Origin of the sequence: Sulfitobacter sp. TMED3 (assembly GCF_002167505.1) — a bacterium.
In the GTDB taxonomy this organism is placed as follows: Bacteria; Pseudomonadota; Alphaproteobacteria; order Rhodobacterales; family Rhodobacteraceae; genus Sulfitobacter; species Sulfitobacter pontiacus.
The window spans coordinates 27,413-49,301 of sequence record NZ_NHBI01000040.1 but is presented as its reverse complement, the minus strand read 5'-3'; the positions used below and the strand labels follow the sequence as shown (position 1 = coordinate 49,301).

Here is a 21,889-nt window from a genome sequence, read left to right as displayed (position 1 = left end):
AGACTTGGGCTTTGTCGCTTTTTAATGGTGGCACAAGCCTCTTGCAAATCACCCAGTGGTCGGGCTAAACCCCGTTGATGGACAGGTGGCCGAGTGGTCGAAGGCGCACGCCTGGAAAGTGTGTAGGCGGGAGACCGTCTCCAGGGTTCGAATCCCTGTCTGTCCGCCATACCCCCCTTACGATATATTCCGCCTCTACGGTGATCGGTTTCGACGCCCCGAACGGGTCGTCAGATGCCCGTTGGTTCGGGCGCGTCGATGACCGGTTACCTGAGCCTTTTCGCGGTCGCCTTTCTTGCAGCGACGATTCTACCGATGCAATCCGAAGCGTTGCTGGTCGGGCTGATGATCCACGGCCAGCACGGGGTTCTGGGGTTGCTGGCGGTTGCCACGGTGGGCAATGTCTTGGGGTCGGTGGTGAATTGGGGGCTGGGGCACGCGGTGCTGCGGTTCCAGCACAAGCGATGGTTTCCTGCGTCCCCGTCGCAAATGGCGCGGGCCGAGCGGTGGTATGCGCGCTATGGCCGCTGGTCGCTGCTGGTCAGCTGGTTTCCGGTTGTCGGCGATGCGCTGACCGTTACCGCAGGGGTGCTAAGAGAGCCGCTGTGGTCCTTCGTCGCAATCGTCGGTATCGGCAAGGCGCTGCGCTATGGGGTGCTGGCCTGGGTGACGCTCGTGTGGATAGGCTGAGCGAAAGAGATCGGATAGCGCGTTGTCTAGAAACGAAAAAAGCGCCCGAGGGCGCTTTGTTTCCGTGGTCGTCCTGAGGTGCTTAGCCGCCCCAGTTACGCACCTGACCGCAATCCATATGCACGAAGTTCGAGCCGGAATAGCGACCAACACCGCCACCGTTACAGGCAATCGCCGCACGTGCCATCTGGTTCACCGAACGCGATGCCAGACGCAGGTCAGCCGCCTGACCACGCATATGGAGGGAGTTCTTGGCCACACCGCGCGATCTGGAACGCAGCATCGCGTTGGTCTGCGGGCTGCGGTAGCCGGATAGAAGCATATAGGGCTCGGACACATCCAGAAGGTTATGCGACGCGGCCATGATGTCCACGGTGCGCAGGTCCATCGATTTGACGCCATCGGTACGCCAGTCACGCATGAAATAGTTCAGCTCGGATACGGCATCTTTGATGTAGTTGCCTTCGATCCAATAGATCATGTCGATGCGTTCGCCNGTCCGGCCGGAATACATCTTGATGCGACGAATATCGCCGGCCCCACGCAAAAATCCTGCTGCGTTTGCGAAGGTCGGTGCCGCTGCTACGGCCGTCGCTGCGAATGCGCCCAATACGGAGCGCCGGGTCATGCCCGAAGTGCTCTTACCAGTCATTGATTGTATGTCCCGTCTTCTGCCTTTGGTTCCATGATGTTACACGGAGTTTTCCATCGATCCCCAGATGCAACAATTTATGGCATAGCGCGATTCTTGAACCAAGTGCTGAATCGAAAAGGTTCCATCCATCAACAAATTTAGGCGAATTTTTGCGCAACCCTTAGTTGGTTGTTCATTTTTGCCACAGGGGCGATGCCGATAAGCATCAATTTATCCTTAGTTTTCAGTTCACGGGCATTGTTATTGGACAAGAGCATNGGGTTCCCTGCCTATCTAGGAAATCCAAAGCTCACCGATTTCGGGGGAATCAATGACTCGTATTTTAAGCATTCAATCGCGGAAATTTCGCCGCATGGCCGGTTTTCTGGGGGCNGCTGCCACNGCTCTGACACTCTTTACCGCGCCGCANCCCGCTTTTGCGCAGGTGACCGCGTTCAAACAGGCCGTTGCCGAAGCCGCCGCGCGGGATGAGGATATCGCCGCCTACTACCGGACCCACGGCTATGCACCGATCTGGACCGAAGCGACAGAGACACAGCGCGCCCGACGTGCCGCNCTTATGTCNGCGATCCGCGCGGCTGATTTGCACGGGCTACCCGTCGCNCGCTATGACCCNCAAGGGCTGATGGAAAAGCTCAAAAACGCGCAGACCCCGCGGGATCGCGGGCTGGCNGAGGTCGAGATGACGCGCGTTTTCCTGCAATACGCCCGTGATCTGCAAACCGGTGTGCTGGTGCCGTCGCGCATTGATCCGTCCATCGTGCGCGAGGTGCCATACCGCGACCGTCAGACCTATATCACCGATTTCATNTCCTCCGATCCCACNCCGTTCNTGCGCAATCTGCGCCCGCGGACGATGGAGTATAACGCCCTGATGCGTGAAAAGCTGCGGATGGAGCATTTGCTGACCCAAGGCGGTTGGGGCCCCGCGGTGCCTGCATCCTCGCTCAAGCCCGGGGCGCAAGGCACGCAAGTGGTCGCGCTGCGCAACCGGTTGATGTCGATGGGGTATCTGAAACGGTCCAACGTGATGACCTATGACGCCACTTTGCAAGAGGCGGTGCGCAGCTTTCAAAAAGATCACGGNCTGAATGAGGACGGCGTTGCCGGCTCNGGCACCATGGCCGAGATCAACAAGAGCGTCGAGACGCGGCTGCAATCCGTCATCGTCGCGATGGAGCGTGAACGCTGGNTGAACAAGGAACGCGGCGCACGTCACGTGCTGGTCAATATCCCCGCCTTCACCGCGTCCGTCGTCGACAACGGGCAGGTCACCTTCGAGACACGCTCGGTCGTGGGGGCGAACCAATCGGACCGNCTGACGCCTGAATTCTCGGATGTGATGGAATATATCGTCATCAACCCGACGTGGACGGTGCCGCGGTCGATCGTGACCAAGGAATATCTGCCGTCAATGCAGCGCAACCCCAATGCCGCGGGTCATATTGATCTGATCGATAATCGTGGCCGGATCATCAGCCGTGGGTCNGTGAACTTTAGCCGTTATACAGCGCGCACCTTCCCCTATGGCATGCGCCAAAAGCCGGGACAGACCAATGCGCTTGGGCTGGTGAAGTTCATTTTCCCCAACAAATACAACATCTACCTGCACGACACGCCCTCCAAGAGCCTGTTTGACCGCGACGTTCGTGCCTTTAGCCACGGCTGCGTGCGGCTCGCCGATCCNTTTGATTTCGCCTATACGCTGCTGGCCCCGCAAGCNGCTGATCCTGTCGCCTATTTCAAACGGCAACTGGCCACAGGNCGCGAGACTTTCGTCCATCTGGATACCGAAGTGCCGGTCCACATCATCTACCGCACCGCCTTCACCACGCCGCGCGGCCATACGCAGTATCGCGCCGANATCTATGGTCGCGATNGCCGTATCTGGGATGCGCTGAGCAAGGCGGGGGTGGCNTTGGGCGCGGTTCAGGGTTAACTCGTCCCTGACAAGGGGAGACCGCACATGACCTACACCATCCAACAGATCGCCGACGCGCTTGGCTTGCCAGCGGTCGGCGATACCTCCATTTCGATTGCCAAACTGGCAGAGCCGGCAGACGCAGGCCCCGACGATCTCGCGCTCGCCATGAGCCCCAAATACGCACAATCGCTGTCTGACGGATCGGCCCGCGCGGCCATGCTCTGGCCCGATGCCGATTGGCAAGAGATGGGGTTGAAGGCCGCCATCCTGCCGGACCGTCCGCGCTTTGCCATGTCGGGACTGACCCGCATGATGGATCCGGGGCAGGGGTTCGGGGCTGGCATCCACCCCTCTGCCGTTATTGATGAGACNGCCGAACTGGCCGAGGACGTCTNTGTCGGNCCATTGGCGATTGTGGCGGCGGGCGCGAAAATCGGCGCTGGCTCTGTCATCGGGCCGCAGTGCTACATTGGNACAGACGCGGTTCTGGGTAAGAACGCCTATCTGCGCGATCANGTCAGCATCGGCGCGCGGGTGCGCATCGGCGATGATTTCATCGCGCAACCGGGCGCGCGGATCGGCGGCGACGGGTTTTCGTTCGTGACGGCTGANCCCAGCACGGTGGAACAGACNCGCAAGACCCTTGGTGATCGNGGCGACACAAAAGCGCAACAATGGACCCGTATTCACACCCTTGGAAGTGTGACNATCGGGAACGACGTGGAATGCGGTATGAACTGCACGGTTGACAGCGGCACCATTCGCAACACCGTGATTGGCGACGGCAGCAAGCTCGATAACCTCGTGCATCTGGGGCATAACGTTGTGGTCGGCAAAAACTGTCTGCTGTGCGGGCAGGTCGGTATCGCCGGTTCCGTGACCATCGGCGACAACGTCGTGCTGGGGGGGCAGGTGGGCGTCAGCGACAATATCACNATCGGCGACGGGGTGATCGCGGGCGGCGGCACCAAGATCTTGTCCAACGCGCCCGCGGGCCGGTCNTTGCTGGGGTATCCCGCGACGGAAATGGGCAAGCAGATCGAAGGCTACAAAGCGCTGCGCCGTTTGCCGCGCTTGCTTCGCGATGTGGCGGCGTTAAAATCCCAGATGGGCACCTCCAAAGACAGTGAGACAAGCTAGGGCCGANNCATGGCCCGTTCTGACGGAGACTTAGGATGAACATCAAAGATCAGGTCATCAGCATTATCGCCGATCAAGCGTTTCTGACGCCATCGGATGTCACCATGAACAGCACGCTCGAAAGCCTTGGCATCGACAGCATGGGCATNGTCGAAAGCATCTTCGCGATNGAAGAGACATTCGACGTATCGGTGCCGTTCAACGCGAACCAGCCGGATGCCACGGGGTTCGATATNTCNAGCGTGGCCAGCATTGTCGCAGGGGTGGAACGGCTGCGCGCCGAGCAGGCCTGACGCGTGAAACGTGTCGTGATTACGGGNGCGGGCACGGTCAATCCGCTNGGNTTGAACGTGCCCGANACGCTTGCGGCCATGCGCAACGGNGTGTGTGGAATCGGGCCGCTTGATTTCCGCGACGTGGACCGGCTGTCGATCAAGATNGGNGGTCAGGTCCANGGGTTTGACGGCGAAAGCCAGTATAACCGCCAGAAGATCGCGCTNTATGACCGGTTCACCCAGTTCACNCTTGCCGCCGCGGCNGANGCGATCCGCCAATCAGGGCTTGAGTTCAANGGAGAGCTCTCGGCNAAATCCGGCGTGGTGCTTGGCACGGCGGGCGGCGGGGTCAGCACATGGGACGATAACTACCGTGCGGTCTATGCCGAAGGGAAGAACCGCGTGCATCCCTTTGTGGTGCCGCGCCTGATGAACAACGCCGCCGCCAGCCATGTGAGCATGGAGCATCACCTCAAGGGGCCATCCTTCACCGTTTCCACCGCCTGCGCGTCCTCGAACCACGCGATGGCGCAGGCGTTTTCGATGATCCGNAGCGGGATGGCNCCGGCGATGGTCACAGGCGGATCTGAATCGATGATGTGCTTTGGCGGGGTCAAGGCGTGGGAAGGGCTGCGCGTGATGTCNCGCGACGCCTGCCGCCCGTTCTCGGCCAATCGCAATGGNATGGTGCAGGGCGAAGGCGCAGGCATTTTCGTGTTCGAGGANTATGACCACGCCCGCGCCCGCGGGGCTGATATCCTGTGCGAAGTATCGGGCTTTGCCATGTCCTCTGACGCGTCGGACATTGTGATGCCGTCCAAGGCGGGNGCCGCNCGNGCGATNAAAGGCGCGTTGGACGACGCCCGGATCAANCCGGANGAGGTGGGCTATATCAACGCCCATGGCACGGGNACGGCAGCCAATGANAAAACCGAATGTGCGGCGGTGGCGGATGTGTTCGGCACCCATGCAGACAGGCTGATGATCAGCTCGACCAAATCGATGCATGGGCATCTGATCGGCGGCACCGGCGCGGTAGAGCTTTTGGCCTGCATCATGGCCCTGCGCGANGGNGTGATCGCCCCCACCATCGGCTACGAAGAACCAGACCCCGACTGCGCCTTGGATGTGGTGCCCAATGTGGCCCGCGATGCGCGGGTCACGGTNGCGCTGTCCAACGCCTTTGCCTTTGGCGGCATGAACGCGGTACTGGCGCTGCGCGCGATNTGACGGCTGCGGTCACCGCCCATNAAAAAAGCCGCCCACGTCAAACGGGGCGGCTTTGTNGTCTCAACGGCCCGAGGGCCAANCATTTGCTTACCGGTCTTCAACAACCGAGGATTTGTCGAAGCTTGCGGTGAACCCGTCCAGCGACAGCGACAGTTCGACCTTCTGGTCAGGNGCCAGCGCGGGCACGATGGTGATCACGGCCTCTTTCCCGCGTTTGAACGCGGCGACATCGGCTTCGGTCAGGCCCATGCGGACGTAGCAACCAACGGGGTTACAGAAAGCGAAAGGATAGCGGCGCGCTTTGCCACCATCGACGGTCAGCGTCAGCTGCGAGGGCAGGGCCGTTTCCAANGGNACAACCACAGTGGCACCGGCTGTCGCCTTACCGCCCGCTGGCAGGCGGAACAGCGAGAATTCGGCGACAGGCGCGCCTTGGCCATCATCCATCAGCTGGTACATCTGGCANGGGTCGANCTCTTCTTCGGTCTTGATGCAGCGCATCTCCCAGGCACCGATCACCTCTTTGGTGTAGGGCTTGCCCAGGGTCGGCTCCCCGTCGGCATCNTCACCAAGGCTCAGCTGCGACTGNACGTCGGTGCTGCTGCCTGTGGTGGTGTTTTCTTCCGTCGCGGGTGCCGCTTCAGCGGTCGGCTGCGCCGTTTCCGGGGCGTCTGTTGCTGCGGGTGTTTCCGTGGCTGCAGTCTGTGCGTAACCGGAAACGGGCATAGTCAGAGCCATCGCCGCGCAGAGTGGGAGAAGTGTGATATACTTTTTCATGCTCGTTCCAAATCAGTTAAATTCGACGCCATCTACCATGCGCCAATGCCAATGTCAGGACGATAGCGCTGAAACCATCGTGATTTAAGGCAAAATATTGCCTATTTAATCAGGTTTTCACGGGGGAGAGGCCGGGCGCGGGGGGCTGAAATAGAAAAAAGGACGCGATGCGTCCTTTTCCCTGTTCTTCGTTCTCCCCATCGGACTTGGCCGACTTATTGAAAGCACGTTACGAAAGCATTCGGGCACCGTCAACATAAAATATCACAGCGGTTTCAAGCGCGTAAAACGGACCTCAAACGTAAAAAGGGCCGCACCCGAAGGCGCGGCCAAGTCTGACAGGGAGGAAGTGCCGCCAGCACGAAAAGGACATCACGACCGGCGACAAAATCACTATGGTGTGAAAAGGTTAAGTTTGTANGCTCGCTCTGCACTTTGGCTGCAGGTTATTGGCCCAAAAGGAATTAAATACGTGACAAATGATATCTTTATCGGCGGCGGTGGCGAAGACTACGCGACGAAACAGTTTCTTAACATCGGCTATGCCAACCGCCATGGATTGGTCGCGGGGGCCACAGGCACAGGCAAAACCGTCACGCTGCAAATCCTGGCCGAAGGGTTTTCCGCCGCAGGGGTTCCGGTGTTTCTGTCCGACGTCAAAGGCGATCTGTCAGGGCTGGCGCAGGCAGGCTCTGCCAGCCACAAGCTGCACACCCCTTTTTCAGAGCGCGCCCAAACCATCGGCTTTGACGATTTCGACTACAGCGCCTTTCCGGTCACCTTCTGGGATATGTTCGGCAAACAGGGGCATCCGGTGCGGACGACAATCTCGGAAATGGGGCCCTTGCTGCTGGCGCAGCTTCTCGATCTGACNGAGGCCCANGAAGGTATCCTNAACATCGCGTTCCGCGTTGCTGACGAAGACGGGCTTCCGCTGCTGGANCTCAAGGATCTGCAGGCGCTGCTGGTCTGGATCGGGGAAAACGCTTCANCCCTGGCGCTGCGCTACGGCAATGTGTCGTCGGCNTCGGTCGGNGCGATCCAGCGGCGCTTGCTGGTGCTGGAAAACCAAGGCGCGGCTGATCTCTTCGGAGAACCTGCGCTGGCGCTCACCGACCTGATGCGCACAGACACGGACGGGCGTGGCTTTATCAATATCCTCGCAGCCGACCAGCTGATGCACTCGCCCAAGCTCTACGCGACCTTCCTGCTGTGGTTGCTGTCAGAACTCTTCGAGGAACTGCCCGAGGTCGGCGACCCCGATAAACCCAAACTGGTGTTCTTCTTCGACGAGGCACATCTGCTGTTTGACGACGCCCCCAAAGCGCTGGTCGACAAGGTTGAACAGGTGGCGCGGCTGATCCGCTCCAAGGGCGTGGGCGTGTATTTCATCACACAGAACCCCGCAGACGTGCCCGAAGATATCCTTGGCCAATTGGGCAACCGCATCCANCACGCCTTGCGCGCCTTCACCGCGCGTGATCGCAAGGCGCTGCGCCTTGCCGCCGAAACCTACCGCGAGAACCCGCGTTTNGAAACCGAAGACGCGATCCGCGATGTGGGCGTGGGCGAGGCGGTGACCTCCATGCTGCAGAAAAAAGGGATCCCCGGCATTGTGGAACGCACCCTGATCCGGCCACCATCCTCGCAGCTTGGTCCGATCGATCCGGCCACCCGCGCCGCCCTGATGGCGCAAAGCCCGATGGCNGGGAAATACGANACCCGCCTTGATCGCGCCTCCGCGTTCGANATGCTGGCCAAACGCGCNGAAGACGCCGCGAAAGAGGCAGCACAGGCCGAGGAACAAGCCGAGGCCGAAGACACATCCCCCGCCTTGCGCGAATTCAACGCAGCGCGNCGCTATGCNGGCAAACGGGTCACGCGCTCNACCTCGAAACGCACGACCAAAANCGACGACAGCTTTGGCGGTGCCATCGCGAGTGTCGTGATCAAGGAGTTGAAAGGCACAACCGGCCGGCGCATCGTGCGCGGAATCTTGGGCGGGTTNTTCAAAGGACGCTGAACGCGCTTCCAAATGGNNNTAAATCCTCGCCGAAGGCNGGCCTTATCCCGCAAGGGATAAGGCCTTTTCTTTTACTTCTCNGGGATCAACCCGCGCGGGCTGAACCGCAATACCAGCAGCAAGACCGCCCCCATCGTCATCANCCGCATATGNGCNGCGGATTCNATCAGGTGGTCTTTCAGCCAATAGCCGTCGGACATGCCCGCGGTGANCAATTGCATCAGCCACAGCCCCATGGGTTCAACCATCACCCAAAGGTACCACATCANAAAGCCCCCCAGCACGGCCCCCAGATTGTTGCCGGACCCGCCAACGATCACCATGACCCAGATCAGGAAGGTGAAGCGCAGCGGCTGGTAGGATCCGGGCGTCAACTGGCTGTCCAGCGTGGTCATCATCGCGCCGGCAATCCCGCAGATGGCAGAGCCGAGGATGAACACCTGCAAGTGCCGTGCGGTCACGTCCTTGCCCATGGCTTCGGCCGCGACCTCGTTGTCGCGGATNGCGCGCAGCATGCGGCCCCAGGGCGAATTCAGCGCCCGCTGGCTTAGCCACATCAGCACCAAGAGCACCACGGCGAACAGACACACATACAGGAATTTCACCCAAAGCGTCGATGCCTCTACCGGGTTCAGCCCNAAGCCGGCCGCCTGTTCGACAAAGCCCGCGTTATTTTGCAGGTCGATCTCATAGGGGACGGGGCGCGGGATACCGATGACATTCTTGACGCCCCGCGACAGCCAGTCTTCGTTCTTGAGCACGGCGATGATGATCTCGGCGATGCCCAGGGTCGCGATCGCNAGGTAATCAGACCGCAGCCCAAGCGCGGTTTTCCCGATCAGCCAGGCCGCTCCGGCTGCAAACAGCCCGCCNACGGGCCAGGCNATGATCACCGGCAGGCCAAGCCCGCCAAGATAGCCGGTGGTCGCGGGGTTCACGGCCTCGACCGCGCTTACNGACGGGTCGAGCAGGGCGCGGAAGATAAAGAACCCNGCCACCAGNACCACCAGAACNACCAGCGTGCGCAGCCATCCCTTGGCCATGCGTTTCATCACCTGAACCGCCAGAATGATCGTCGCGGCCCCCATCAGCAGGGCGGTGAGGATCCCCCAGCCCCCCGCGGACCATGCGCCTTGCGTGGGGGGCATGCCGATCAGCACAGCGGCCAGACCGCCAAGGGCGACAAACCCNATGATGCCCACNTTGAACAGCCCCGCAAAGCCCCATTGCAGGTTCACGCCAAGNGCCATGATGCTGGAGATCAGCCCCATCGCNATGATCAGCAGCGCCGCGTTCCAGCTTTGCGCCAGTCCGGTNAGTACGATCAGCAGCGCGACAATGGCGAAAAGAGCGGTGTTTTTCAGTGTCTCGTTCATACCGATTGCCCCTTGAACAGACCTGTGGGTTTGAACAGCAGCACGATCAACAAGATCACGAAGCTGACGGCGAATTTATAGTCGGTGGACAAAAGCTGCACCAAGCCGTCGGGGGCCATCCCCTCGGGTGCGAGGTAGCCAAAGACCTTTTTCCACGCGTAGGTGATCGTCACCTCGGAGAATGCGATAACAAAGCCCCCCGCGATGGCCCCGATCGGGCTGCCAAGACCGCCCACGATCGCGGCGGCAAAGATCGGNAGCAGCAGTTGGAAATAGGTGAANGGTTTAAAGGACTTNTCCAACCCGTAAAGCACGCCTGCGGTNGTCGCCAGNCAGGCCACAATGATCCAGGTGATCATGACCACGCGTTCAGGATTGATACCCGACAGCAGCGCCAGATCCTCGTTGTCAGAGTAGGCGCGCATGGATTTGCCCGAGCGTGTCTTGTTCAGGAACCAGAACAATGCGGCAACCACGATGACAGCCGTCACCACGGTCAGCCCTTGGGTAGTTTTGATCGCCAGACCTTCCTCAAGCCCCGTCATCTCTTTGAAATCGCGGGCCGAGATGATGAAGCGTTCACCATCCAGAAACCGTTGATCCTCTGCGCCGATGATAAAGCGGGTGATGCCGTTATAGACGAATGTCACCCCCAACGAGACGATGACAAAGATCACCGGCTTGGCTTTCTTTTCGCGGTAGAAGCTATAGACCAGCTTGTCCGTGCCAAGCAGCAGCCCGATGGTGATGATGATCGCAAAGGGCAGCGCCAGCAGTGCGGTTGGCAGGACCCCCAGGCTCAGCCCCAGCGACTGGAAACCCCAGGTGATCAGCACGGCGGACATCGCGCCAAGCGCCATCGTGTCGCCATGGGCAAAGTTCGAGAACCGCAAGATGCCATAGACCAGCGTCACCCCAAGCGCACCAAGCGCCAGCTGCGACCCGTAGGCGATGCCCGGAACCAGTACATAGTTGGCCAAGGCGATGAAAGCGTTGAGTAAATCCATTATTTGCATGTCCCTAGATAGCTGATGACAATCGGCCCATCAGCGTAATGCACGGTATAACGGGAGGCCCCGTCGGTGGCGATGCTCAGCAGGTGGCGGGCATCAAACCCACCCCCCGTCAGGGACAGCGCCTTGACCTGTTTCGTGCCGGTCATGTCGACGGTTTCGGCGTCGCTGACCATTTGTGATTGAACCGTCAGCGCATCGGCAGAGGCTCCGCCTGCGTTGCCGGTGATGTCGGGGGTGAACTCTGTNTCGGTGCAGGGNTCGTTNTCCACACATTCCCACGTAAAGCGGCAGGCGATCGCAATCGTCTGCTGGAACGGCTCTGCGGGGGCCGTNGCGGCTGCGGCNGNCGGGGCTGTTGCAGCGGTCGTGGCAACGCTGTCCTGCGCCAAGGCTGGCGCCGTGGTTGCCAATAGGGCCATCGGAAGGGTCCATCGCATCGCTTAACCCCCCAGAAAGGATTTGCGAACTTCGGGGTCTTCCAAAAGCTCTTTGCCNGTGCCGGTAAAGGCATTGGCCCCTTGCACCAGAACATAGCCCTTATCCGCAATCTCCAGCGCTTGGCGGGCGTTTTGTTCCACCATCAGGATCGGGATACCGGTCCGCGCGACCTCGATGATGCGGTCGAACAGTTCGTCCATCACAATGGGGGACACGCCAGCGGTGGGTTCGTCCAGCATCAGCACCTTCGGCTGGGTCATCAGCGCGCGGCCCACAGCGACCTGCTGGCGTTGCCCGCCCGACAGCTCGCCCGCGGCCTGATAGCGCTTTTCCTTGAGGATCGGAAAAAGGTCATAGACCTGCGCCATCGTATCACGGAAATCATCGCGGCGGATGAACGCCCCCATCTCGAGGTTTTCTTCCACCGTCATCGAGGTAAAGATGTTCGAGGTCTGCGGCACGAACCCCATGCCCTTGGCCACACGGTCNTGNGGCGACAGCNANGTGATGTCTTCGCCGTCCAGCCGNACATGGCCNTGGCGCACGTCGAGCATGCCAAAGACCGCCTTCATCGCCGTGGACTTGCCCGCGCCATTGGGGCCGACGATGACGGCGATCTCACCCTTTTCGACGGCGATGGTGCAGCCGTGCAGGATATCGGGGCCCTTGCCATAACCGCCCGTCATCGTGTCGCCGATCAGGAAGGGGCCCCCCGGCGCGGGGTGGCTTTTGCCGCCCCGTTTGACCGGCTGCGCGGTGCCTTGCCCTTTGGGGTTCGCGATCGACAGGTCCTTATTGCCCCGGTCGCCGTATGGGTTGCTCATGTCAGTCTCTTTCATTCGGTGTCCAGGGCNGCCGCAGGGATGGGCGCGGCGCAGGATATCTCATCCGCACATGTGTCGCGCAGCATCATGGCCACCTCAAAGGACATCTTGTCCATTTCATCCAAAGGCATTGTGTCGGTGGTATCGAGATACAGCATAATCCGCGCTGATCCGACATCCGACAACATGACCGCNCTCATGGTGCGGTCGCCTTCGATCTCGTCATATTGCAGGTGGCGCAGGGTCGTGCCCATCGGGGTGTCGATCCGGTCGACCTTCAGCACNTCNGGGGCAGGGCCGCCATCCGCCGCGATCCAGGCGCTATAGGTCTCGTATTGCTCTTCCAGCGTCGAGGTGCCGTCGGCNATGTCGTACCCGGGCCATTCTTGGGTGAAGTTCAGGATCACCTCGCCCAGATAGCGGGTGGAGCCGTCGCCGACCGTGTCCCAGGTTGCTTCTTCCCACGGGGTGCCCCGATCGCACATCCAGACCTGCGCCGACAGCTGCGCACAGGCCGCAGCGGCCTGCGGCAGGGCAAATCCCGCGCAGAGCGTCAATGCGGTGGNCATCCGTNTCATGCAGNCACGGCCTTGTTCTTGAGCCCGGTGCCNAGATANGCCTCGATCACCTGTTCGTTGGCCTTGATCTCNGGCAGGGTGCCTTGAGCGAGAACCTTGCCCTCGGCCATACAGATCACCGGATCACACAGNCGGCCGATNAAATCCATGTCGTGTTCGATCACGACAAAGGTATAGCCGCGTTCCTTGTTCAGNCGGATGATCGCGTCACCGATGGTATTGAGCAGCGTGCGGTTCACACCGGCCCCGACCTCGTCAAGGAACACGATCTTGGCGTCGACCATCATGGTGCGCCCCAGTTCCAGCAGCTTTTTCTGACCGCCGGAGATCTGACCCGCTTTCTGCTCGGCCAGATGTTCCACCGTCAGAAACTCAAGCACTTCGTCCGCTTTGGCGCGCAAGGCGCGTTCCTGATCGGCGATGCGCTTGCGCCCGAACCACGTGTTCCACAGCGTCTCGCCCGCNTGATCGCCGGGCACCATCATCAGGTTCTCGCGGCAGGTCATCGACGAGAATTCATGCGCGATCTGGAAGGTCCGCAGCAGCCCTTTGTGAAACAGCGTATGGGGGGGCAGGCCGGTNATATCCTCGCCGTCCATCGTCACNCGCCCCGAGGTCGGTTTCAGCACCCCCGCGATCACGTTGAANAGCGTCGTTTTGCCAGCACCGTTCGGGCCGATCAAACCGGTGATCGTGCCTTTGCCAATGGTCANATTGGCCCCGTCCACGGCNTGGAACCCGCCGAAATGTTTATGGATGTCGTCTACGACGATCATTTTGTAGTCTCCCCGTGCGGTGCCGAAGCCCCGTTGCAAAAACAGCCCGGTCGCAATGCACCGGGCTGTTTTCTGTCACGTNATGTGATGTTAGCGGTATTGAACCGTCGTGATCTTGCCGTCTTCGATCTTGATCTGACGGTAGCTGCCAGCGGATTCACCGGGGCCGATCAGTTCAACCGCGGTTGCGCCTTCATANTCGACTTCGCCGCCGTCCTTGAGGATTTGCAGCGCTTTGGCCAGCTCACCCGGATAGATCTTTTCGCCGGGGGCGTTCGCAACCGACATGACCTGATCCTTATAGACCTGCGGATCGGAAGACCCTGCGGCCTGCATCGCCAGCATCAGCAGCGCCGCTGCGTCATAGCTTTCCGGTGCGAANGGCGATGTGGTNTCGAANGCACCGTCGACCAGCGCGGTGAATTTGTCAGCGCCGGGGCTATCGGTGCCGGGGTGCTGGCCGGTGGAGCCGTCCAGCTCGGAGCCGAAGTTGTTTTCAAGGTTCGCCGCGATCATCCCGTCGGGGAAGTGGAACGTGTCGAACGCGCCTGAATCAATCGCCGCACGCACAACGCCCGATCCACCCTGATCGACGTAGCCCGCAACCACCAGACGGTCGCCNCCGGCAGAGGCCAGCGCGCCAACCTCGGCAGAGTAATCGGCCTTGCCGTCTTCATGTGCGGCAGAGATGGTGATTGTCCCNCCCGCGGCTTCATAGGCCTGCTGGAACGCGTCCGCCAAACCCTTGCCGTAGTCGTTGTTGGTATAGGTGACCGCGACTTCCTTGATACCTTCTTCCATCAGCACCTCTGCCATGACCTCGCCCTGACGGGCGTCNGAGGGGGCNGTGCGGAAGAANAGNCCNTCGTCTTCCATCGTGCTCAGGCCNGGGGATGTGGAGGATGGCGAAATCATCACCATGCCGTTGGGCAGTGCCGCGTTCTGCAAGATCGCGCCGCTCACGCCAGAGCAGGCCGCGCCCACAATGCCGTTGATCCCTTCGGCGATCAGGCGTTCCGCACTGGATACCGCAAGCGCGTTATCGACGCAGCCCGTGTCCGCGCGCGAGGGGGTGACTGTCGCCCCGTCCATCAGCATGCCGCTGTCGGTGACTTCTTNCATGGCGAGCTCNGCGCTTTCCGCCATGATGCCGGTCAGCGATTCAATNGGGCCGGTGTAGCCAAAGATCACGCCAAGCTTCACGTCCTTGCTATGCGCGTCGGCATAGGCATTGGTGGCCAGCAATGCTGCAGCCGTTGTGGCCATAAGCATCTTTTTCATGTTTCTCTCCCTGTTGAACATGGTGTTCTGCGCCAGAGCCTATGCGGCGATTTTNGAAAAGAAAAGCGTTATCCCTAGGTAAAGTGGCGCAAGATGATGTGGATCGACGCTTTGTCTGCGCTAGGTTTGCAGGGATAGGTTGTATGANGGGGGAAAGCCATGTTTCTCGGGGGGATGATNNNTCANGCCGCACGGGCCATCGGGGCGTTGGTCATAGCCGGATCGGTCATGGGCGCGTCGGGCGTTGGCGCGCAAGAGCTGCGGATTACCCAGCAGGTGTCAGGGCTGGAGACGCCTTGGGCGCTGGCGATTTTGCCAAATGGGGACGTGCTGGTCACCGAACGCGACGGCCGCTTGCTGCGGGTCCGCGAGGGNNCNAGCCACGAGGTTGCGGGCGCACCGCAGGTCGTTGACGCAGGGCAGGGNGGCTTGCTGGANATCACGCTGGCACGGGATTTNGACAGATCGCGCACNNTATTNCTGACCTATGCCAAGGCGCTTGANGGCGGGGCCGGTACCGCGCTTGCCGCGGCAGAGCTGTCGCAGGATGGTGNGCGGCTCGAAAATCTACGCGATCTCTTTACCATGTCACGCGGGTCTGCCGCCGGTCAGCACTTTGGCAGCCGCGTGGTCGAGGCGCGCGATGGCACGCTTTTCGTCACCGTCGGAGAGCGCGGCGACCGCCCCGCGGCGCAGGATCTGNGGCAGCACAACGGCTCTGTCGTGCGGGTNAACCGTGACGGTACTGTGCCCGCCGATAACCCGTTTGTCGGGCGCGACGACGTGCTGCCGGAAATCTGGTCCTACGGGCATCGCAACCCGCAAGGGGCAGCGCTTGATCTGGAGGGCAACCTGTGGGTGTCAGAACATGGGGCGCGCGGCGGAGACGAGGTTAACGCGGTCCNCAAGGGNGCNAATTACGGATGGCCGGTGATATCCTACGGACGTCACTACTCCGGTGCCAAGATCGGCGAAGGCACCGCGAAACAGGGGATGGAGCAGCCCGCCTTCTACTGGGACCCGTCTATCGCGCCCTCGGGGTTGCTGGTCTATTCGGGCAAGATGTTTCCCGACTGGCGGGGCGATATCTTCATAGGCTCGCTCAAGTTCAATTATATCGCGCGGCTACAGGGNGACCCGCTGGCCGAGGTGGCGCAAATCTCTGCCCCCGCCACGGCACGGGTGCGCGACATCATAGAGGCNCCGGACGGCGCGATCTGGTTNATCTCNGTCGGGAACGGGGCGGTGTACCGGATNAGTAACGACTAGGCGACAGGCTTGGCCGCATGCGACCCGCGTTCGCGGTAAGGNGTGGTNTTATAATGCGCNCGGTAGCATTTGGAAAAATGCGACGGCGAGGCAAAGCCACAGGCCAGCGCCACGTTGATCACGCTCATATCCGTTTGCATCAGCAGGTTACGCGCCTTTTGCAGGCGCAGTTCCATGTAATAGCGTTTGGGGCTGCGGTTGAGGTAGCGGCGGAACAGCCGTTCAAGCTGCCGCGTGGACATGCCGACATCGCGNGCCAATGAGGACGGGCTGATCGGCTCTTCGATATTGGCCTCCATCATCTGGATGACCTGACCCAGCTTGGGATGCCGCACGCCGATACGGGTGGGCACCGACAGACGCTGCGTGTCCTGATCCGTGCGGATGGAGCTATAGATCAGCTGGTCGGCAACGGCATTTGCCAGATCCTCGCCCAGATCGTCGGCAATCAGCTTGAGCATCAGATCGATCGAGGATGTCCCGCCCGCTGTNGTCATCCGGTTNCCGTCCACCACAAAGACCGATTTCGTCANGGTGACGTCCTCGAAGTCTTCGCTGAAACTATCCTGATTTTCCCAGTGGATCGTGGCTTTNTTCCCGTCCAGCAATCCGGCCTTGGCCAGCGTAAAGGCGGCNGTGCACAGACCGCCGACCATNATGCCCTTGCGGGCCTCCCGGCGCAGCCATCCCAGCAGCTTCTTGGTCGTCGCCGCCTGCACGTCGATGCCGCTGCACACCACCAGCGTGTCGTCGCGGCCCAGATCGTCCAGATCGCCGTCCAGCGTGAATTCCGCCCCTGCCGAACAGCGCACGCGCCCGCCATCCTCGCCGATCAGACGCCAGTCATAGGCCGGACGACCCGCCATGCGGTTNGCGATGCGCAGACATTCCACCGCCGAGGCAAAGCTGAGCATGGTAAAGTTTTCCAGCAGCACAAAGACAAAGCGGCGTGTCTTTTCAGCGTCAGGAAGAATGCGGTTGGCCAGACGGGTGTCGCTCATCACGTCGCCTTTCAGGTTTGCGTTATACGTTGGGGCAAAGTGGGCGCTGCCCTCAAAAACCTGCCNAAAACCTTGCCCACGGGCGGGGGCGAAGGTCAATAGGGTGAATTTCGGTTCTGGTCACTTGGGNCAGACCTTTATATACCACAATTTCACAATGTTTNCGCCTGACACTTCGGGCGCTGCGGACTTCGGAGAAAAATGATGACCGATTGGACAAAATCAAGCTGGCGCGACAAACCGCGGATCCAGATGCCCGACTATCCTGATCAGGACGCGCTGCGCGCGGTCGAAGCTGAATTGTCCCGTTATCCATTGTTGGTCTTTGCGGGNGAAGCGCGGCGGCTGAAAAAGCATCTGGCGGCNGCNGGCCGTGGCGAGGCGTTCTTGCTTCAGGGCGGCGATTGCGCCGAAAGCTTCGAACAATTCAGCAGCGATATGATCCGCGACACCTTCAAGGTGATGTTGCAGATGGCCATCGTGCTGACCCACGGTGCCAAAGTGCCGGTGATCAAGCTGGGCCGCATGGCGGGTCAGTTCGCCAAGCCGCGTTCAGCGCCNACTGAAACGGTGGATGGGGTGGAACTGCCAAGCTACCGCGGTGACATCATCAACGANCTCGCCTTTACCGCCGACGCCCGTATTCCCGACCCTAAAAAGATGCTGCGCGCCTACACACAGGCNGCCGCGACCCTNAACCTGATCCGNGCNTTCTCGACCGGCGGCTATGCCGATGTGCATCAGGTGCACGGCTGGACNNTGGGCTTTACCGAAAGCGAAAAGGCGGAAAAATACCGCGAGATCGCGAACCGCATTTCAGACACGCTTGATTTCATGGCGGCGGCTGGCGTCACGTCCGAAACGGCACATACCCTGCAATCGGTGGAATATTATACAAGCCACGAATCGCTGCTGCTGGAATACGAAGAGGCACTGTGCCGTCAGGACAGCCAGACCGGCAAATGGCTGGCGGGCTCGGGTCACATGATCTGGATCGGNGACCGGACACGTCAGCCTGATGGCGCGCATGTGGAATTTGCCCGCGGCGTTCAGAACCCCATCGGCCTGAAGTGCGGCCCGACGATGACCAGCGATGACCTCAAGCTGTTGATGCACAAGCTGAACCCTGAAAACGAAGAGGGTCGCCTGACCCTGATCGCGCGTTTCGGGGCCGGCAATGTGGGGGAACACCTGCCACGTCTGATCAAGACCGTGCAGGAAGAGGGCGCGAATGTCGTCTGGACCTGTGACCCCATGCACGGCAACACGATCAAATCCTCAAGCGGCTATAAAACGCGGCCGTTCGATTCCGTACTGCGCGAAGTGCGTGAATTCTTTGCGGTACATGGGGCCGAGGGCACCGTGCCCGGTGGTGTCCACTTTGAGATGACCGGTCAGGATGTGACCGAATGTACAGGTGGTGTCCGCGCCGTTCAGGACGAAGACCTGTCGGACCGCTACCACACGGCCTGCGACCCGCGTTTGAACGCCAGCCAGTCGCTGGAGCTTGCCTTCCTCGTGGCAGAGGAACTGTCGGCACGCCGGGCGAACCAACAGGTCAAAGCCGTCGGCTAACTGCCGCAGCTCATGCAATAAGGAAGGCCGCGCATATCATCATGCGCGGCCTTTTTCTTTTGCGGCATCGGGGGGCGTCCCATCGGGGTTACCCCGTTTACTTCACGACCCGTAGATAGGCCGGCCGGTTGCGGCGGGGCCGCGCGGCAAAACGCGCGGCGGGATCGGCGAAACCTTCGGGGCAGGGCGCGCGCGTTTCCTCTGCCAGATCGGCCCGTGGCGGGCGCGGGATCGGTGTGGTGTCAAGATCGCCGATCCGATACAAGCCCGGATGCTCGATGCCATTGGATGTGACCTCAAGACAGCCAAGCATCCGGTCGATCTGCCCCATGTCACTGCGCAGCGGCAGCACCAGCAAACGCGCCTGAACGGTCGCATCCCCCGCGGTGAGCGTCATCTCTCCGGTGGCGGGCTGTGACAGAATGTGATCCAGCCAATCACTGCAGCGGCGACGCTCGGACGGGTCGAACAGAGAGATCATCGGCATCCCGCGCAGGTCCATCCCCATGGCAGTGCACAGCTGCGATCCGGCGACGCGAAACCGCGCCAGTTCAGACCGCCTGCGTTCCAGAACAAAGGCGCGATCCAGCACGGAGGTGATCTGTGCAGGGTCGATCTGCGACCGGAACGGGACCGGTTGACCCCGGCACAGCCCCTGCCAATAGGCCCGCACGTCAACCATCGCGGGTGTCGGCGGCGGCATCACGCGACGAGAGGCAGTCTGGGGCATGTCATCCAGAGGGGGGAGGTGTTTCATCGGGCAGCCTTATTGCGGTCGGGACAAGAGCAGGACGGGGGGCGGCAGTGGGGCCGCGATGTATTGCCTGAGTTTAGTCAAATGAGCAGTAATTTGTAGATATAACAGCAAACTTGGTTAACAGACCGTTAAGGGGAGACCTCGCGCGGCAGAATGGCTTTTTACTTGCCCCATTTGCGAGTTTCCCTTTTAAGGCGCGCAACAATCGCAATCGACAAGGACCATGCCATGATACGTTCAATGACGGGTTTCGCCTCGGCCAGTGGTGCGTCCGGCCCGCACAGTTGGGGGTGGGAATTGCGATCGGTCAACGGCAAGGGGCTCGACCTGCGCCTGCGTGTGCCCGACTGGATCGACGGGCTGGAAGCCGGCCTGCGCAAGACGCTCGGCGCGGCCATCGCCCGCGGCAATGTCACCTGCAACCTGAGGATCACCCGCGAGGATGGCTCTGGTGCATTGACGGTGAACGCGGATCAGCTTGAGGTCGTGCTGGACGCGCTGCACCAGATCGAAGCGCGCGCGATGGATGCGGGGATCTCGCTTGCGCCATCCAAGGCGACGGATATCGTCACTATGCGCGGCGTGCTTGAGCAGGCGACGACGGTGGATGATGTGGCCGCCCTTTGCGCGACATTGTTGGCGGAATTTCCCACGGTGCTTGCCGATTTTAACGACATGCGCGCCCGCGAAGGGGCTGCCTTGGCGCAGGTGCTCGAAGCGCAGCTGACACAGGTGGCAGAGCTGACGACACAGGCCGCCGCGCTGGCCGAGACGCGTAAGGACGAAATGGCACAGACGTTGCAACGCAATCTTTCGCGGGTGCTGGACAATGCCGAAGGCGTGGACGCTGACCGGCTGGCGCAGGAACTGGCGCTGATCGCCGTCAAATCCGACATCACCGAAGAGATCGACCGCCTGCACGCCCATGTGGATGCCGCCCGCGCCTTGCTGGCGCAGGACGGGGCCGTGGGGCGCAAACTGGATTTCCTGATGCAGGAGTTCAACCGCGAGGCCAATACACTGTGCGCCAAGGCACAAAACACCGCGCTGACCCAGATCGGGCTGGCCTTGAAGGCGGTGATAGACCAGATGCGCGAACAAGTGCAAAATGTGGAGTAAGACATGAGCGACCGACGCGGCCTATTGATCATCCTCAGCTCGCCCTCGGGGGCGGGAAAATCGACGCTGGCCCGCAAGCTGCGCGATTGGGATACCTCGCTTGAATTCTCTGTCTCGGCCACCACCCGCGCACCGCGTGTCGGCGAGGAAGACGGCAAGGACTACTTTTTCACCGCCGAGGATGATTTCCGCGCCATGGTGAACGATGGCGATATGCTGGAGCACGCCCGCGTCTTCAACAACTATTACGGCTCGCCCAAGGGACCGGTGCAAAAGGCGATCGACAGCGGTCGCGATGTGCTGTTCGACGTGGATTGGCAGGGCGCGCAGCAGATCAGCAACTCGACGCTGAAGCAGCACGTGCTGTCGATCTTCATCCTGCCGCCCTCGATCAAAGAGCTGCGGCGACGTCTGGAAACCCGTGGTCAGGACGCCCCCGATACCATCGCGCTGCGAATGGAGAAAAGCTGGGACGAGATCAGCCATTGGGACGGCTACGACTACGTGCTGGTCAATGACGACCTGACCGAAACAGAGGCCAAGCTGAAGTCGATCATCACCGCCGAAAGATTGCGCCTTTCGCAGCAGCCGAAACTGGTGGATCATGTGCGCGCGCTGCAATCAGAATTCGAGGACACGAAATGACGCTTTACGCTCTGGCCGATATCACCCCGCAGGTTCACGCGGATGCATGGGTTGCCCCCGATGCCAATGTCATCGGGAATGTGACGCTCGAGGCAGATGCCTCTGTCTGGTTCGGCTGCACGCTGCGCGGCGATAACGAACTGATCCTCGTAGGCAAGGGCAGTAACGTGCAGGAAAACTGCGTCTTTCATACGGACCCGGGCTGTCCGCTGACCGTGGGGGAGAACTGTACGATCGGTCACAAGGTCATGCTGCACGGCTGCACCATCGGGGATAACTCGCTGGTCGGGATGGGGGCGACGATCCTGAACGGGGCCAAGATCGGCAAGAATTGTCTGATCGGGGCAGGGGCGTTGATCACAGAAAACAAGGTGATCCCCGACGGGTCGCTTGTGATGGGCGCCCCGGGCAAGGTTGTGCGGGAGCTGGACGCGGCGGCGATTGCGGGGCTGACCGCCAGCGCGAAACACTACCAAGACAACGCGCGGCGCTTTGCCAGCCAGCTTAAACCCGTCTGAGC

At 60.9% G+C, this 21,889-nt stretch carries 20 protein-coding genes and 1 tRNA gene; 12 read left to right on the top strand and 9 right to left on the bottom strand.

Annotated elements, in window-relative coordinates; genetic code table 11:
- Positions 1-79: 79 nt before the first annotated feature.
- A tRNA-Ser gene (locus tag CBB63_RS11335) sits at positions 80-169 on the top strand.
- Positions 170-234: 65 nt separating this feature from the next.
- Entirely contained in the window at positions 235-690 is a 456-nt protein-coding gene (locus CBB63_RS11330) for a YqaA family protein (protein ID WP_009824676.1), read from the top strand.
- A gap of 82 nt (positions 691-772) precedes the next feature.
- Here the strand turns inward: CBB63_RS11330 and mepK are convergent, their stop codons facing one another.
- Entirely contained in the window at positions 773-1,342 is a 570-nt protein-coding gene (mepK, locus tag CBB63_RS11325) for a peptidoglycan L,D-endopeptidase MepK (protein WP_037944325.1), read from the bottom strand.
- 313 nt (positions 1,343-1,655) lie between these two features.
- Between mepK and CBB63_RS11320 the strand changes: the two genes are divergently transcribed.
- The 4 genes from CBB63_RS11320 to CBB63_RS11305 all read left to right on the top strand — a co-directional run bounded on the left by CBB63_RS11320 (position 1,656) and on the right by CBB63_RS11305 (position 5,914).
- Positions 1,656-3,284: a L,D-transpeptidase family protein gene (locus CBB63_RS11320; protein WP_502695905.1), complete on the top strand. Its 1,629-nt coding sequence runs from the start codon at positions 1,656-1,658 to the stop codon at positions 3,282-3,284.
- A gap of 27 nt (positions 3,285-3,311) precedes the next feature.
- Positions 3,312-4,409, top strand: a complete 1,098-nt coding sequence (gene lpxD / locus CBB63_RS11315) for a UDP-3-O-(3-hydroxymyristoyl)glucosamine N-acyltransferase (protein ID WP_286699218.1) — start codon at positions 3,312-3,314, stop codon at positions 4,407-4,409.
- A gap of 35 nt (positions 4,410-4,444) precedes the next feature.
- The gene (locus CBB63_RS11310) at positions 4,445-4,702 is read left to right on the top strand and encodes an acyl carrier protein (protein WP_286699217.1); all 258 of its coding nucleotides are present in this window, start codon (positions 4,445-4,447) and stop codon (positions 4,700-4,702) included.
- 3 nt (positions 4,703-4,705) lie between these two features.
- Complete coding sequence (locus tag CBB63_RS11305) at positions 4,706-5,914, top strand: beta-ketoacyl-[acyl-carrier-protein] synthase family protein (RefSeq protein ID WP_286699216.1); 1,209 nt, start codon at positions 4,706-4,708, stop codon at positions 5,912-5,914.
- An 87-nt stretch (positions 5,915-6,001) separates the two neighbouring features.
- Here the strand turns inward: CBB63_RS11305 and CBB63_RS16415 are convergent, their stop codons facing one another.
- On the bottom strand, positions 6,002-6,415 hold the full coding sequence (locus CBB63_RS16415) for an invasion associated locus B family protein (protein WP_502695906.1): 414 nt from the start codon (positions 6,413-6,415) through the stop codon (positions 6,002-6,004).
- A 748-nt stretch (positions 6,416-7,163) separates the two neighbouring features.
- Here CBB63_RS16415 and CBB63_RS11295 point away from each other — a divergent pair.
- Complete coding sequence (locus CBB63_RS11295; protein WP_286699214.1) at positions 7,164-8,714, top strand: helicase HerA-like domain-containing protein; 1,551 nt, start codon at positions 7,164-7,166, stop codon at positions 8,712-8,714.
- 71 nt (positions 8,715-8,785) lie between these two features.
- Here CBB63_RS11295 and CBB63_RS11290 read toward each other — a convergent pair whose 3' ends face one another.
- The 5 genes from CBB63_RS11290 to CBB63_RS11260 form a co-directional block, all read right to left on the bottom strand.
- Positions 8,786-10,090 (bottom strand): branched-chain amino acid ABC transporter permease, encoded by a 1,305-nt coding sequence (locus CBB63_RS11290; protein WP_286699213.1) that lies wholly within the window; start codon positions 10,088-10,090, stop codon positions 8,786-8,788.
- Positions 10,087-11,097 (bottom strand): branched-chain amino acid ABC transporter permease, encoded by a 1,011-nt coding sequence (locus CBB63_RS11285; RefSeq protein ID WP_286699212.1) that lies wholly within the window; start codon positions 11,095-11,097, stop codon positions 10,087-10,089. Before CBB63_RS11285 ends, CBB63_RS11290 begins: the two co-directional genes overlap by 4 nt.
- Before the next feature lie 449 nt (positions 11,098-11,546).
- The gene (locus CBB63_RS11275) at positions 11,547-12,368 is read right to left on the bottom strand and encodes an ABC transporter ATP-binding protein (RefSeq protein WP_286699210.1); all 822 of its coding nucleotides are present in this window, start codon (positions 12,366-12,368) and stop codon (positions 11,547-11,549) included.
- 574 nt (positions 12,369-12,942) lie between these two features.
- A complete protein-coding gene (locus tag CBB63_RS11265) occupies positions 12,943-13,722 on the bottom strand; it encodes an ABC transporter ATP-binding protein (RefSeq protein WP_286699208.1) in 780 nt (259 codons plus the stop codon).
- Positions 13,723-13,812: 90 nt separating this feature from the next.
- Positions 13,813-15,003, bottom strand: a complete 1,191-nt coding sequence (locus tag CBB63_RS11260) for an ABC transporter substrate-binding protein (protein ID WP_286699207.1) — start codon at positions 15,001-15,003, stop codon at positions 13,813-13,815.
- A 159-nt stretch (positions 15,004-15,162) separates the two neighbouring features.
- On the opposite strand from CBB63_RS11260, the gene CBB63_RS11255 reads away from it, so the two are divergent.
- On the top strand, positions 15,163-16,272 hold the full coding sequence (locus CBB63_RS11255; protein ID WP_286699206.1) for a PQQ-dependent sugar dehydrogenase: 1,110 nt from the start codon (positions 15,163-15,165) through the stop codon (positions 16,270-16,272).
- Here the strand turns inward: CBB63_RS11255 and CBB63_RS11250 are convergent.
- Positions 16,269-17,273, bottom strand: coding sequence for a GlxA family transcriptional regulator (locus CBB63_RS11250; protein WP_286699205.1), 1,005 nt, complete (start codon positions 17,271-17,273; stop codon positions 16,269-16,271). The genes CBB63_RS11255 and CBB63_RS11250 overlap by 4 nt on opposite strands.
- A gap of 204 nt (positions 17,274-17,477) precedes the next feature.
- On the opposite strand from CBB63_RS11250, the gene CBB63_RS11245 reads away from it, so the two are divergent.
- Positions 17,478-18,848, top strand: coding sequence for a class II 3-deoxy-7-phosphoheptulonate synthase (locus CBB63_RS11245; RefSeq protein ID WP_286699204.1), 1,371 nt, complete (start codon positions 17,478-17,480; stop codon positions 18,846-18,848).
- Positions 18,849-18,945: 97 nt separating this feature from the next.
- Here CBB63_RS11245 and CBB63_RS11240 read toward each other — a convergent pair whose 3' ends face one another.
- A complete protein-coding gene (locus CBB63_RS11240) occupies positions 18,946-19,605 on the bottom strand; it encodes a PAS domain-containing protein (protein WP_286699203.1) in 660 nt (219 codons plus the stop codon).
- A gap of 228 nt (positions 19,606-19,833) precedes the next feature.
- Between CBB63_RS11240 and CBB63_RS11235 the strand changes: the two genes are divergently transcribed.
- From CBB63_RS11235 to CBB63_RS11225, 3 genes are read left to right on the top strand one after another with little or no spacing between them, the layout of a single operon-like run.
- Positions 19,834-20,724 (top strand): YicC/YloC family endoribonuclease, encoded by an 891-nt coding sequence (locus CBB63_RS11235; RefSeq protein ID WP_286699202.1) that lies wholly within the window; start codon positions 19,834-19,836, stop codon positions 20,722-20,724.
- A 3-nt stretch (positions 20,725-20,727) separates the two neighbouring features.
- Positions 20,728-21,369, top strand: coding sequence for a guanylate kinase (gmk, locus tag CBB63_RS11230; RefSeq protein WP_005853615.1), 642 nt, complete (start codon positions 20,728-20,730; stop codon positions 21,367-21,369).
- Positions 21,366-21,887: a gamma carbonic anhydrase family protein gene (locus CBB63_RS11225; RefSeq protein WP_009824655.1), complete on the top strand. Its 522-nt coding sequence runs from the start codon at positions 21,366-21,368 to the stop codon at positions 21,885-21,887. The genes gmk and CBB63_RS11225 overlap by 4 nt, the downstream gene beginning before the upstream one ends.
- The last annotated feature ends 2 nt before the right edge of the window (positions 21,888-21,889 follow it).